Below are 13,547 nucleotides of genomic sequence, written 5' to 3'. Positions count from 1 at the left end.
CGATGCCATTGTCCTGCGCCGGCGTCGCGGCGGCGGCCGGCGCGGGGCGGGCGCTGAAGGATGATCCGGCAGGAGCGGTGACCGGCGTTGCCGCACCCGCGGCGGCAGTCGGCAATGCGCTCAGCGACGCCACGGGGTTGCTGGAGGATGTCGTCGACATGCCGGCGCCGGGCGCAATCTGAGTAGACGCGTTGTCGAGCGTCGAACTGCTCGCCGAGCCCTGGTTGAGCAGCATCTCGTTCAGCAGCGCCACGATCAGCTTGGAATTGCCGTAGCGCAGCGGATAGGACTTCAGGTTCACCCCGTCGGTGTCGGAGCGATCGAGCCGGGCGATCCACGTCTGGGCGCGCTTGAGATATTCCGGTTTCTGGCTCACCACGAGGATCGAGTTGAGCCGCGAGATCGGCTGGAATTTGATCACGTTCTGGCTCATGCCGCCTTCGCCGGAATCCATGATCTTCTCGATCTCGGTGATGACCGGCTCCGGCGAGGAATTGCGCACCGGGAAGATGCCGACGGATTGTCCGCGCATCCAGTCGGCGTCAAAGGAGAGGATGGTGTCGACCGCGGTCGCCCGATCGGTGCCGCTGCCGCTGATGATCAGCGTGTTGCGCGTGTTGTCGGGACGCATGGTCGAGGCCTTCACGCCGAAGGCGTCAAGCAGCTTGAAGATGTTCTGCGCCGAGACATAGCGCAGCGGCACCACCGTGATGCCCTGGCCGGCCGCGGCGTTCAGCGATCGGTCGATGCCGCCGGGGCCGGCTTCCGGCGCCGGGAGCAGCCGATAGCCGGTGCGGTCGTGCACCAGTGCGACGCCGGACATGCGCAGCGCGTTCTCCAGCACGTAGAGCGCGTCCGCCTTGGGCATGGGGCGCACCGAGGCCAGCGTCACGGTCCCCTGCACGCGCGGATCGATCGTGTAGCCGGCGTTCAACACGTCGCCGAGAATGACCTTCGCCACGGTGGCAACCGGCGCATTCTCGAAATTGAGATCGTAGCCGCTGCCGCCGCCATCATCGCGCTCGGCCAACGCGCCGCCCTGCGGCGTCACGCCGTCGCTGAGGTAGATCGCGGGCTTGGATGGTTTCGCCTGGGCAATGCCGCCCGCGCCGGTGTCCGCAGCGCGACGCGGCTGCAGGTCGAGCGCGCGGATCTTGTCGGCGATGTCCTGGGCGCGCGGATCATTCGGATCGGCTTCGATCGACTGGTCGGCGGTGACGATGCAGGCGCCGAGCAGGAAAGCAGACGACAACAGGATGAGCGTTCCAGGCAACGCTGAGCAAAGGCGCAATAGCGGCTGGAGTAGTTTGAACGAAATATGACGGCTGCCGCTTCGAGCGGCCGAAAAATGTCGCTGATCCATCATGGATCGTATGCGCCAAAATTTGCGCCGCTGCTATTTCTTGCTAGTAAACCTGCAGTGGACTCCATGGTCGTGAGCTGGACGGATGGACGTGTTGCCAACGAGCGTGGTGCGGTGAAGGGCATGCAAGACGTCGCGATCGACACCTTCAAGCAGCATCTTCTTGCAAAGCACGCGCTGACGTCACGTGCGCTCGCGCACCTCGTCGGTCCGACGGATGCCGGATCCGGTCGGTCGCTCCGCGAGCTGTGGGAGACAATGGACCTTTCGTCAGCCGAATTTGCTGACGAGGTCTCGGAATATTTTCGACTTCCGCGGCTGGGTCTTCCGCAGTTACTGTCAATCACGCCTTGCCTCGACGGCTTCTCACATAGATTCCTGCGGGAATCGACCGTATTTCCGTTCCGCTCTTCGAGCGGAGCTTATGGAATAGCGATTGCCGATCCTTTGGATGCCGCCGCCATCCGCGCCGCCGAGATTGTCTTCGGCACGCGGGTCGACATTGTCGTCGCGTCATATGAAGATATTACGACAGCTCTCGACCAGAGAACCGGCGCCGCCGAAGCAAGAGCGGATGAAGGCGTGCGGTTGCAGCAGCAGTCCGACGACGACATCGAAAGCCTGCGCGATCTCGCCAGCGGTGCGCCGGTGGTGCGCGCGCTCAACGATCTCCTGGAGCGCGCGGTGGACTTGCGTGCGAGCGACATCCATGTCGAGCCGTTCCGCGCCGGACTTGCGGTGCGCATGCGCGTCGACGGCCTCTTGCGCGCACTGCCTTCGCCGCACGGCATCCCGCCGCAGGCGTTGATCTCGCGCATCAAGATTCTCGCCAGCCTCAACATCGCGGAACGCCGCCTGCCGCAGGACGGCGCGGCGCGCGTGCGCGTCGGGCGCAACGAGATCGACGTCCGCGTCGCCACCATGCCGACGCAGCATGGCGAGAGCGCCGTCATCCGCGTGCTGCCGCGTGACCGTGGCCTCCTGGAGATGAGCAAGCTTGGCCTCGCCGCACGCGACGAGAGCGTGATGACGCGGCTCTTGACGATGCCGCACGGCATGATCGTCGTGACGGGCCCGACCGGCAGCGGCAAGACCACGACGCTCGCGACCATGCTGTCGATCCTGAACGAGCCCACGCGAAAAATCCTCACCATCGAGGATCCGGTCGAATACGAGATTCCCGGCATCAACCAGTCCCAAGTCAAGCCGTCGATCGGGCTGACCTTCGCCGCGGCCATGCGCGCTTTCGTGCGCCAGGACCCGGACGTCATCATGGTTGGCGAGGTCCGCGACGCCGAGACCGCCCATATCGCCATCCATGCCGCGCTGACGGGCCATCTCGTGCTGACGACGCTGCACACCGAGACGGCGGCGGCCGCCGTGCCGCGTCTGATCGATCTCGGTATCGAGGGCTTCCTGCTGAAGTCGACGCTGCGCGCGGTGGTGGCGCAGCGCCTTTTGCGCGTGCTCTGCGACCGCTGCAAGGTGCCGCATGCCTTGACGGAGGCCGATCTTGCCGGCGACCCGCGCCTTGCGGTGATCGGGTTCAGGTGCGGCGAAGTCGTGTACGGGGCTGGTGGCTGCGAGCGCTGCGGCGGCACCGGCTACCGCGGCCGCAACGGCGCGTTCGAGATCCTCGAAATGTCCGACGAGGTGCGCGCGCTGGTCGGACCGCAGACCGACTCCCATTCGATCGACGCCGCCGCGATGCGGGGCGGCATGACCACGATGCTGGAGGACGCGGTGGCCAAATGCCGGGCCGGGCTCACCACCGTGCCCGAGGTCTTCCGCGTTACGACGGTGCGCTGACGCCCATGCCGAACTATCGCTACCGCGCGCTCAACACCAACGGCGAACTGGTCTCCGGGGCCATCGCCGCGCCCGCGGCGAGCGACGTCGCGCAGCGGATCGAGCGGCTCGGTCTCGTCCTGGTCGACAACGTCACGCCGGAGGAGGGCGGCGCGGCCGGCCGCGTGAGCGGCCTGTTCAACCGGCCGAAGCCGGAAGACGTCACCATCTTCACCCGCGATCTCGCGCTGCTGTTGCGGGCGGGCGCCCGCATCAATGACGGATTGGAGCTGCTCGCGGCCGATCCCGATTTCGGCCGGCTGCGGCCGGTCGTCGCCGACATCCGTTCCCGCGTCGTCTCGGGCGAGAGCTTCGCCGAGGCGCTGGCGCGGCATGAGGGGCTGTTTCCGCCGATGTACATCGCGCTGGTGCGGGTCGGCGAGGCCTCGGGCTCCCTCGATCAGGTCCTGGAGGTGCTCGCCGGCGAACGCGCGCGCAGCGAGGCCTTGAGGCGCCGGCTGTCGGATGCGATCCGCTATCCCTTGTTCGTGCTCGGCGCTGCCGGCTGCGTGCTGCTGTTCTTCCTCACCTTCGTACTGCCGCAGTTCGCATCCGTGTTGCAGGATTTCGGTGCCAAGGTCGATCCGGTCGTCGGCGTCTTCCTCAACATCTCGACCTTCCTGCGCGGCAATTCCGACGTGGTCCTGGCCGGCCTTGCGAGCGTCATCGCCGCGACATGGCTTCTGCTGCGGCAGGAGCGCATTTGCCGCGGCATCACCGATGCGATCACGCGGCTGCCGGTGATCCGCAACGTCATGAGCGCGTACCGCACGGCGCTGTTCTGCCGCAATCTCGGCCTGCTGCTCGGCAGCGGCGTCAATCTCACCACCACGCTGCGCATCCTGATCGACATGATGGCCACGACCGGCCCGTCCACGCTCTGGAGCGAGGCCGCCGATCGCGTCCGCCATGGCTCGAAACTTTCCGATGCGCTGGCCGAGACCGAGGCATTGCCGGCGATGGCGGTGCGCATGCTCCGGCTCGGCGATGAGACCGGGCAATTGCCGATGCTGTCCGGTCGGGTCGCCGAATTCTACGAGGCCAAGCTGCAGCGTACGCTGGACCGCGCCGTCGGCATCGCGGGACCGGCGGCGATCATCGCGATCTCGCTGGTCGTCGGCGGGCTGATCACGTCGGTGATGACGGCGCTGATGTCGGTGAGCCAGATTGTCGGATAAGGAACGGGAGAAGCTTGACGTGACCATACATCCATCAGCAAGGCGCGGTCTGCAGCGCGCGGGCCGTGGGGAGGCGGGCTTCACCCTCGTCGAGATGCTGGTCGTCATCACCATCATCGGGATGATCATGGCGCTGGTCGGCCCGCGCGTGCTGAACTATCTCAGCGAGTCCAAGGCGAAGGCGGCGAAGATCCAGATCGAGAGCTTTTCCAGCGCGCTCGATCTCTATTATCTCGATCTCGGCCGCTATCCGACCTCCAATGAAGGCCTCGCGGCGCTGACCCGCAACACCAACCAGTCCGGCTGGAACGGGCCTTACTTGCGCGGCGGCGTGGTGCCGAGCGATCCGTGGGGCCACATCTACGTCTATCGGTCGCCGGGCGCGAGCGCGCCCTACGAGATCATCTCGCTCGGATCGGACGGTCAGGAAGGCGGCAGTGGAACGGCAGCCGACATTGTCAGCGGCGCGCGCTGAGGACATCCGCGATGCGCACGGCTTCGCGCTGATCGAGATCCTGTGCGTGCTCGCGATCATCGGCCTGCTCGCCGCCATTATCCTGCCGGCGGTCCCGCGCACGACGACCCGGGCGCGGCTGCAAAGCTATGCGGTCGAGACCGCGGCGCTGTTGAAGGCCGATCGCAGCGCGGCGCTGCGCCGGCAGGTCCGGGTGACGACGCAGGTGGACGCGGAGGCGCGCGCGATCCGTTCCGGCGTCACCGGGCGGACCATCCGCCTGCCGGGCGACGTGGTCATGCAGGCGATGCTGGCCTCGCGCTGTGCCGATCGCGCGACGCGACGGTCGATCGAGTTCTTTCCGTCGGGCATGTCGTGCGGGGGAACGATTGCGCTGGCGCGGCCCGGCATGGGCTACGAGGTGCGCGTCAACTGGCTGACCGGAGGTGTCGAGATTGTCCCTCAGAAGCTGCTCTGACGCCGCCGGCTTCACGCTGATCGAGGCGCTGGTCGCGCTCGCGATCATCGCTGTCGTGCTCGGGACGATCGGCTCGGTCATCGCCGCCACAGTGAAGGGCACGCGCGCGATCGATCAGCGTCTCGTGCTTGCCGGCACGGCGGAGACCCTGCTTGCGAGCCTTCCGGCGCGGTCGCTGCTGAAACCCGGACGGCAGAGCGGCGAAACAGCCGGCAGCCGCTGGCGCGTCGAAGTTGCGCCGATGAACGTGACGGGCGGCAATCCCGACGGCGATCGTTTCGTGCCGATGGCCGTCAATCTACGCCTCCAGCGCGCCGACGGCGCTGCGATCGAGGTCACCACGGTGAAGCTGGTGCCGAGGGCTTCGCAGTGAAGAGACTGGCCATGAAACGCCTGCGCCGCGCACTCGCCGACGAGGCGGGCTTCACCCTGCTCGAAGTGTTGCTCGCGACGCTGCTGATGAGCGTCATTCTGGCGGCACTCGCGACGGTGACGGCGCAATGGCTGCCGAACTGGGGTCGCGGCATCGCCCGCGTGCAGCGCGCCGAGCGCCTCGCGACCGGGCTCGACCGCATCATCGCCGACCTCTCGGTCGCCGAGCAGATGACGGTCAATGGCGATGCCAAGGCACCGCTGTTCGACGGCGCCGAATTGTCGGTGACGTTCCTGCGCACCGCGCTCGGCCCGAGCGCGCGCCCCGGGCTCGATTTCATCCGCTTGATCGAGAAGGCCGACGCGCAGGGGCTCGCGCTGGTGCGCGAGCGCGCGCCGTTCCAGCCGATGCCTGCGGACGGACAGATCCGCTTCGCCGACCAGGTCGTGCTGATGCGGGCGCCGTTCCGCGTCAGCTTCGCCTATGCCGGGCAGGACGGTCAGTGGCAGCCGACCTGGCGCGGCCAGCCGCAGCTGCCGGCCCGTATCCGCATCACCGTGCGTGACGTTGCCAGCGGCCAGGTGCTGGCGGCGTCGAGCGCGGTGATCCCTCACATCACGGCGCCGGCCGAATGCGCGCGGGCCAACAATCCGGTGACCTGCGTGGCGGCGGGCCCCCAGCCGCAACAGCCGGCGAAAGAGGAGCGGCAGCCGTGAGTGGCGCGAGGCCCGACCGTGCGACGCCTGGTGACGGCCGCGGCTTCATCGTGGTCGCGGTGCTCTGGATGCTGACGGCGCTGGCCGCGCTGGCGCTGATCTATCTGACCTACGTCACCAACACCGCGGTCACGGTCGCCGTCAACGCCGAGCGGCTGCAGGCCGACGCGCTGACGAATGCCGGGCTCGAGCTCGCCGCCTACCGGCTGACCGCGCAGAACGGAGCGGCGCGTCCGACCAGCGGCACCTTCAATGCCCGCGTCGGGGCCGGCCAAGTAAGCGTGACGTTCCGCTCGGAGGCGGCGCGTATCGACCTCAACATGGCGCCGAAGCCGATGCTCGCGGGCCTGATGACGGCACTCGGCGTCTCCGCGAGCGATGCGTCGGATTATGCCGACAGGATCCTGGCCTGGCGCTCGTCGACGGAGTCGGGACAGGACAATCCGGAGGATTCCTATTATCGCACGCTCGGCGCGTCGTACTTGCCGCGGCACGCGCCGTTTCCGCACAGCGACGAGCTCTGGCTGGTGTGCGGCATTCCGTCCACGGTGGTGGAACGCGTGATGCCATTCGTCACCGTGTTCAGCAACATGCGCACCGTGAACGTGCTCGACGCGGCACCACAGGTGGTGGCGGCGCTCCCCGGCATGACACCGGAGACGCTGCAGCAGGTGCTGCGCGACCGCGACGATCCGAAAGTCGACCCGCGCGCGCTGGTCGGGCTTGCCGGCAGCGCCGATGCGACGATCGAAGGCTCGAAGGCATATCGGATGACGGTCGCCGTCGAAGCGCCGTCGCACCGCCGCAGCTCGGCCGAGATCGTCATCCTGCTGCTCGAAAGTGGCGATGAACCCTATCGTGTATTGTCATGGCACAACGCCTCCGACGGCTCTGCCGGAAAGCCCCTGTGAGATGAGCTCGCTCAATTTCCTTCGCGATATGCTCGACGCCTGGACCGGCACCGTCGCCGGCACGATCGTTGCCACCATGGAGCGGCTGGTGGCGCCGCGCGTGGTGCGGCTGGTCGAGACCGGGACCGGCGCATTCGCGCTGGAGGCCTCGAAGCCCGAGAACGCACCGAAGGAGATCGCCTTCGGGGACGGCAAGTTCGTGGGCACCAATCTCGCCCAGATCGTCCGCGGCAGCCGCGTCGAGATCGTGCTGCAGCCGACGCGCTTCCTGTTGCGCCCCCTGGAGCTGCCGGCCCGTGCGGCCGATTTCCTGGAGGGCATCGTGCGGGCCCAGATCGACCGGCTGACGCCGTGGAGCGCGACCGAGGCCGTATTCGGGTGCAGTCCGCCGGTGGCGCATGGCAGCGACAGCATCACCACGGAGGTCGCCGCGGCACCGCGCCGGCTGGCGATGGGCTATGTCGAGGCGCTGTCCGCTTTCCATCCCTCCGCGATCGCGATCGTGACGGAGGCGGCCGAGGGCCGGCGCATCAAGGTGTTCGAGCAGAAATCGCGCGGCGCCGTCGACCCGGTGCGGCTGAGCCGCACGCTGCAAGCCGTTCTGGCATTTGCTGCGGTCGCCGCAGTGACCGGGTCCGTTGCCGCGAGTTACCTCGCCGACAGCCTCAGCACGCAGCAGAGCGAGCTCGAACGGCAGATCACCCGGCGCCGCGCCGCTCTGCGCGGCAGCGACGGCGACGAGCGCTCTCCGCTCGCGCGGCTCGAGCGGCGCAAATACGAGACCGCGGCGAGCGTGATCGTGCTGGAGTCGCTGAGCCGGCTTTTGCCCGATCATACCTACGTCACCGAGCTTCATGTTGCCGGCAACAGGATCCAGATCGGCGGCATCACCCGCGATGCGCCCTCGCTGATCCCGCTGATCGAGCAGTCCCGGCATTTCACCCGCGCGACCTTCTACGCGCCGACGACGCGCAGCGCCACCGATCCCGGCGAGCGCTTCCACATCGAGGCGCAGGTCGAACCGAGGAATGCGCCATGAGCAACGCGATGAGCAGCAAGGTCGCGAGCGGAAACGCCGTGACGCGGGCGCTGACCGGCTCGCCGCTGATTGCGATCTCGCTCTACATCGCGATCGCCGGCGGGCTGTTGCTGATGGCCGGGCTCTCGATTGCCGATGTCATCGCCCACCGCCAGGCGCTGGCAGAGACCTCCGACCTGCTCGATCAGCTACGCGGCCGCAAGGGCGGCGCCAGGAACGCCGCGACGGCGCCGGCCGATCATCCCGGCACGCCGTTCCTGGAAGGGCCGACCGTGACGGTCGCGGGCGCCAATCTGCTGCAGCGGGTGGCGGCCGCCGTCGGCAATGTCGGCGGCTCGGTGCAGTCCTCGCAGGTGGACGTCGCAGGCGCGCAGACGAAGGACGGCTTGGTCGGCCTTGTCCTGAGCTGCGAGCTGGAGCAGCCCGCGCTGCAGAAGCTGCTCTACGACATCGAGGCCGGCATGCCGTTCCTGTTCGTCGATCAGCTCGACATCCAGGTGCCGCAGGCCACCGCGCTTGGCGATGCGCCCAGCGGTCGTGTCAGGGTAATCCTGGGCGTCTCCGGCCAGTGGCAGGCGGCGAAGTAGGGTGGCTAGAGCCTTTGTTTTGACGCGTTTTCTTTACGCGAACCGGTATCCACTTCGCTCGAAAACGCTATAGATCAGCTCACCAAGCGTACTTGAACACGCCCTTGCCGGAATAGCTGGTGACGTTGCCGGAGAATTCGCCGTCGAAGGTGCCGGCGAGCGAGAAGCCGCTCAGCCATTTCATCTCGGCGCTGGCGCTGACCAGCGCGGACTCGGCATCGGCTCTGGCGCCGTTCACGACGAACGAGGTGCCCGGCAAGGTCTGGAACAGGGCGGTGACGGCGCGGCTCGGATTGTAGTCGTGCGCCCAGGCGGCGCGGCCGCGCAGGGTCAATACGCCGTTCTGCATCGCATAGGACTTGTCGGTGCGCAGGCCGAGTTCGGAACGGGTGTCGGTGAGTGATTGCGCGGCGTAGTTCAGCGCGGACAAGCCGCCGCCATTGAGGCTGGTTTCGGAATAGTTCGGCAGGTTGAAATTCGTCACCTGCGCCGCCGCATAGGGCGTGATGCCGATCATCCGCGTCGCGAAGCGGTAGCCACCCTCGAAACGGGCCGAGAAGCTGTCGGCCTTGTAGCGGCCCTGGAGGTGGTCGGCGCCGGCGAACGCCACGGTGCGGTTGGTGGTGACGTCGTGCCAGCCATAGGCGAGGGCGGCCGAGATATAGGCCGGTCCGAAATTGTGCCGGCCATAGACGCNNGGAACAAATCGGCCGCGCCCGAGCCGATCGCATTCGCAACCGAATAGTTCAGCCCGCCGCCGCCGAGCGCGAAGCCGACGAGGGTCTCGGGCGAAATCCTGTAATCGGCGCCGGCCGCGCCGCCCCAGACCCGTGCGGTCAGGTCCTGCGAGCCGACGGAAGCGTTGCCGCCGACATCGGCCGCGCCGCCATAGCCCGCCGCCCAGACGCTCCAGCGGCTGCTCGGCTGTGAGGAGAGCAGCGGCGCCTTGGTCGCCATCGCATAGGCCTCGCGCTCGCGCGCGTTGGCCGGACGCATCCTGGCGTAGGCGGTGGCATCGTCACTCTCGGCGAATTGCGCGACGCTGCCCGCCTTGGCGAAGCCGCCTGAGCGGCCGATGATGGTCGGGTCGAGCATCAGGCCCAGGAACTGGCCGTTGGCATTGATCGCGGACTGGAAGATGCCGGTGCCGAGCTCGCCCGAGACGGTGGTCAGCCCGGCCGGGCTCAGCGCGGCGAAGGCCGCGGGAATGCCGCCGGTCGCGTTGAAGAAATTGGTCAGCGTGTTCGCGACGTTCTGCTGATTGGCGTTGAGGCCGCCGCTGGCGGGCGTGAAGTTCACGTTGATGTTGAGGAAGACGTCGTTGGCGTCATAGCTCAGGCTCGCATTCAGCGTCGGCACGTTGGAGACGACGGCCGGATTGAAGGTGGTGCCGCCAAGGCCGCCGGTGGCGGTCAGGATCGTGTACTGCTTCTTGACGGTGCCGGGGGAAAAGTTCGCGCTCACCGTCGCCCCGCCNNNNTGGCGGTGCCGCCGATGACGTTGGCGAGGCTGGCCGTGGTGGACGAGACTTGCACCAGATAGGTCGAGGCCGCGGTGAAGCCGAGCGGTCCGTTGATCGACAGCGTCCCGACCGCGCCTGCAGTGCCCGGCGCGAGCGTGCCGCCGTTGACCGTGACGACGCGGAGGGAGCCGGTACCTGCGAGCGTGCCACCGGCGTTGACGAAGGCGGCGCTCTGCAGAATAGAGCCATTCACCACCAGCGTGCCGCCGTTGATGATGGTGGCGCCGGTATAGGTGTTGTTGCCGGACAGCGTCTGCATGCCGCCGGTCAGCGTCAGGCCGCCACCGGAGCCGGCATCGTCGAGGACGCCGGCGAAATTGCCGTTGCCGTTGGTGATGGTCAGCATGTTGGCGCCAAGATTGACGCGGCCGGTGCTGGCACCCGACAACGACTTGATCGAGGTGCCGGCGCTCAAGTTCTGGATGTCGAAGACGCCGTTGGCGATGACGTTGCGCGAGGTCGCGATGCTGCCGTCGCTGCCGGCGAGATTGACCAGGTCGAGTTCGCCGCCGCTCGCAATCGTGGTGGTGCCGGTATAGGTGTTGGTGCCGTAGAGCTGCTGCAGTCCCCCGTTCGCGATCAACAGATTGCCGCCGGTGCCGCCACCGATGCCGCCGTCCTGGATCACGCCGCCGAAGGCCGTGCCACTGTTGGCCGTGATCGTCAGTGTCGTCGATCCCAGCGCGACGGTGCCGACGGTGCCGAACGAGGTCATCTGCGCCAGCGACGTCCCGGACGTGGTCTGGGAAATATCGAGCGTTGCGCCCGTGCCCGCGAACGCGACGTAGAGCGAATTCGCGATCGAGCCGTTGCCCTTCAGCGCCAGTGTGGCGCCCGAATCGATCTGGGTGGCGTTGGTGTAGGTGTTCACGCCGGACAGCGTTTGCGTCCCACCGCCAATCTCGACTCCGGCGAAGCCCGTGCTTTGGATGCTGCCTGCGAACTCGGTCGAGCCGTTGGCGATGAACAGTCCAAAGGATCCCATCCGCACGACACCGCCCGGTCCCCCGGCCAACGTCGTGATCCCCGTTTGCGCGGAGGCCGCCGTGGCGTCGAGGGTCGCGTCCACCGCGACGACGCTGGAGGAGAAGATGTTGCCGATGCCCGAGAGTGCCAGTGTTCCGGCCGAGATGGTCGTCGCGCCGGTGTAGCCATTTATGCCGGTGAGCGTCAGCGTGCCGGTGCCGACCTTGGTCAGCCCGCCGCCGGTGCTGTTGATCGCGCCGTCGACCTGGGTCGAGGTGTTGAGGCTGCCGGTGGCGAGCGTGTTGGCGCCGAGCAAATAATCGCCGCCGCCTTCGATCGAACCGCTCGCCATCCCGCCATTGGTGAGGCCCGAGATGTTGACGGTGCCGCCGGCATTGGTGACGAAGCGCGCGCTCCCGCCGGTCGCCGATCCGCTGAAGCTCGTCGTCGCGCCGTTGTTGGTGGTGATGGTCACCGCGCCGGTGCCGCCGCTGGCGGTGCTGCTGTTCTGGAACACCAGATTGATGCCGCCGGACGCGGACACGAAGTTCTGGGTGTTGCCCGAATTGTTGATGATACCGGTGCCGCTGACCGTGAATGCGTTACCGATCGTGACCGTGTAGGCCTGCGCATTGTTCGTGAACTGCACCGTCCCGATGGCCACGGCGCCGCTGAGATTGTCGACGTTCGCGCTTCCGGTGTTGGTGAAGGTCGCGGTTCCGTTCGGCACGCTCGGGTTCGATGACCAGTTGGTCGGATTGGTCCAGTCGGTGCCGCCGCCGGTCCAGGTGCCGTCCGCGGCGTGTGCGGCGACGACGCCGAGCCCGGTCGTCGCGAGCAGGGTCGCCAGCGCGTGGTGTGTGACGGACCGGGGCCGGTATCCGGTCATCTCGCGCGCCATTTTCGGTCCGGCCATCGGGCTCTCAAATCAGAAAGTCATCGCAAGAACACAACTCCTGCTTGCGATGCGGCCGTACGCCTTCGCCACGATCTCATGGCGCCACTGTGCACTGCAATGAACGGGGTTAACCCCGCGGGGGCCCGGGCCTGATCCGCAGGCAATTTCCGCAATCGTGGCCGTTGGGCAACATTTTCCGCGCATTGCAACCTATGCGGGGCGGGATGCGGCCGGATTGGGCCGACGCGGGACGGGTTGATGGTGGGGTCCAGCGGGCCTAGTTTGCCCCGGATTGCCTCCCCGCACGCTGGCGGGGGCCCGCGGTCCAAGGGATCTTGCAAGGGAATTCGATGTCCGGGTGGCTCGGAGCGCTTGGATTGGTTGCGCTGTGGACGGTCCTGGGCGGTGCCGCGACACCGGCCGCCACCTCCTCGCGCATGGACATCATGCCAGACTCTGCCGCAGGCAGTCCTGCCGAGGGCGTCGATGTCGGCGCGGTGAGGCCGATTGAGCGGCCGGCGCAGGCTGTGACCAAACCGGGTCCCCGCGGCAATCCGCTCTGGTCCGTGCCGCTCTCGGCGCTGACCGCAACCCAGGAACGCCCGATCTTCTCGGCCTCGCGCCGGCCGCCGCCGCGCCCGGTTGCGGGAGCGTCGGTTGAAGAGGTGCAGGACGCCCCGCCGCCCAAGCCGGTGGAGGCGCCGCCCCCGCTGCTTTTGGTGGGGGCCGTGGTTGGCGAGCGCGACGGCATTGCCATTCTGGTCAGCCGTATCGACCAGAAGGTCGTGCGCCTGCGGCAGGGGGAAACGCTCGGCGGCTGGTCGCTCACGGCTGTTCAGCCGCGCGAGGTGACGTTCAAGCAGGGTGATCGCAGCGAGGTCCTGGCGCTCCAGCGCCCGATTGATCCGGCGGGAGCCCCCGCGGCGGCTGCCCCCGCGGATGCCAAACGATAGTTGCCTCCGCAGGCTATCGACAATCCGTGCCCTGGCTGCTAGCCCGTCTCGCGCTGCTTGGGGGAACCTTGATTGACGAGGTGGCAAAGGCTTGGTGAGGGTACGGCCGGGTGGCTGGCATGACTTCGAGAAAAAGACCGCCCGATCTCTTGGGGAACTCCGCGTGGAATGCGATGGCTTTCCTGGTGGCCGTGGTGTTGAACTTGGCCATCCTGCCTTTCGTGATCGTTCACCTCGGTCTTGCCGCGTTCGGCGTGGCGG

13 protein-coding genes and 1 pseudogene are annotated in these 13,547 nt (G+C 67.5%); 10 read left to right on the top strand and 4 right to left on the bottom strand.

The window, feature by feature from the left end:
- Positions 1 to 1,252: secretin N-terminal domain-containing protein (locus A5906_RS44460; protein ID WP_283807692.1), on the bottom strand; the 1,252-nt coding region annotated here is incomplete at its 3' end.
- Positions 1,253 to 1,486: 234 nt separating this feature from the next.
- Here A5906_RS44460 and A5906_RS15395 point away from each other — a divergent pair.
- From A5906_RS15395 to gspM, 9 genes are read left to right on the top strand one after another with little or no spacing between them, the layout of a single operon-like run.
- Positions 1,487 to 3,172, top strand: a complete 1,686-nt coding sequence (locus A5906_RS15395) for a GspE/PulE family protein (protein WP_080136543.1) — start codon at positions 1,487 to 1,489, stop codon at positions 3,170 to 3,172.
- Positions 3,173 to 3,177: 5 nt separating this feature from the next.
- Positions 3,178 to 4,389 carry a type II secretion system F family protein gene (locus A5906_RS15390; RefSeq protein ID WP_080136231.1) on the top strand — a complete coding sequence of 404 codons (1,212 nt, stop codon included), beginning with the start codon at positions 3,178 to 3,180 and terminating at the stop codon, positions 4,387 to 4,389.
- 19 nt (positions 4,390 to 4,408) lie between these two features.
- Entirely contained in the window at positions 4,409 to 4,864 is a 456-nt protein-coding gene (gspG, locus tag A5906_RS15385; protein ID WP_080136229.1) for a type II secretion system major pseudopilin GspG, read from the top strand.
- Positions 4,827 to 5,321, top strand: a complete 495-nt coding sequence (locus tag A5906_RS15380; RefSeq protein WP_080136227.1) for a prepilin-type N-terminal cleavage/methylation domain-containing protein — start codon at positions 4,827 to 4,829, stop codon at positions 5,319 to 5,321. The genes gspG and A5906_RS15380 overlap by 38 nt, the downstream gene beginning before the upstream one ends.
- The gene (locus A5906_RS15375) at positions 5,299 to 5,694 is read left to right on the top strand and encodes a type IV pilus modification PilV family protein (RefSeq protein WP_080136225.1); all 396 of its coding nucleotides are present in this window, start codon (positions 5,299 to 5,301) and stop codon (positions 5,692 to 5,694) included. The genes A5906_RS15380 and A5906_RS15375 overlap by 23 nt, the downstream gene beginning before the upstream one ends.
- An 11-nt stretch (positions 5,695 to 5,705) precedes the next feature.
- Complete coding sequence (locus A5906_RS15370; RefSeq protein ID WP_080136223.1) at positions 5,706 to 6,410, top strand: prepilin-type N-terminal cleavage/methylation domain-containing protein; 705 nt, start codon at positions 5,706 to 5,708, stop codon at positions 6,408 to 6,410.
- A complete protein-coding gene (locus tag A5906_RS15365) occupies positions 6,407 to 7,321 on the top strand; it encodes a type II secretion system minor pseudopilin (RefSeq protein ID WP_080136220.1) in 915 nt (304 codons plus the stop codon). The genes A5906_RS15370 and A5906_RS15365 overlap by 4 nt, the downstream gene beginning before the upstream one ends.
- Position 7,322: 1 nt before the next feature.
- The gene (locus tag A5906_RS15360; RefSeq protein ID WP_080136217.1) at positions 7,323 to 8,360 is read left to right on the top strand and encodes a PilN domain-containing protein; all 1,038 of its coding nucleotides are present in this window, start codon (positions 7,323 to 7,325) and stop codon (positions 8,358 to 8,360) included.
- Positions 8,357 to 8,947: a type II secretion system protein GspM gene (gspM, locus tag A5906_RS15355; protein WP_080136215.1), complete on the top strand. Its 591-nt coding sequence runs from the start codon at positions 8,357 to 8,359 to the stop codon at positions 8,945 to 8,947. The genes A5906_RS15360 and gspM overlap by 4 nt, the downstream gene beginning before the upstream one ends.
- Positions 8,948 to 9,026: 79 nt before the next feature.
- On the opposite strand, the pseudogene A5906_RS44455 reads toward gspM, so the two are convergent.
- The 3 genes and pseudogenes from A5906_RS44455 to A5906_RS44445 form a co-directional block, all read right to left on the bottom strand.
- A pseudogene (locus A5906_RS44455) lies at positions 9,027 to 9,643 on the bottom strand (autotransporter outer membrane beta-barrel domain-containing protein); the annotation flags it as partial.
- A 2-nt stretch (positions 9,644 to 9,645) separates the two neighbouring features.
- On the bottom strand, positions 9,646 to 9,904 hold a 259-nt coding region (locus tag A5906_RS44450; RefSeq protein WP_245326764.1), incomplete at its 3' end, for an autotransporter domain-containing protein.
- 523 nt (positions 9,905 to 10,427) lie between these two features.
- A partial coding sequence (locus tag A5906_RS44445; protein WP_245326747.1) for a beta strand repeat-containing protein occupies positions 10,428 to 12,351 on the bottom strand: 1,924 nt, incomplete at its 3' end.
- Between the two features lie 332 nt (positions 12,352 to 12,683).
- Here A5906_RS44445 and A5906_RS15345 point away from each other — a divergent pair.
- A complete protein-coding gene (locus A5906_RS15345; protein WP_245326746.1) occupies positions 12,684 to 13,286 on the top strand; it encodes a hypothetical protein in 603 nt (200 codons plus the stop codon).
- The last annotated feature ends 261 nt before the right edge of the window (positions 13,287 to 13,547 follow it).

Source organism: Bradyrhizobium sacchari (genome assembly GCF_002068095.1).
In the GTDB taxonomy this organism is placed as follows: Bacteria; Pseudomonadota; Alphaproteobacteria; order Rhizobiales; family Xanthobacteraceae; genus Bradyrhizobium; species Bradyrhizobium sacchari.
This window is presented reverse-complemented; position numbering and strand designations above follow the sequence as displayed.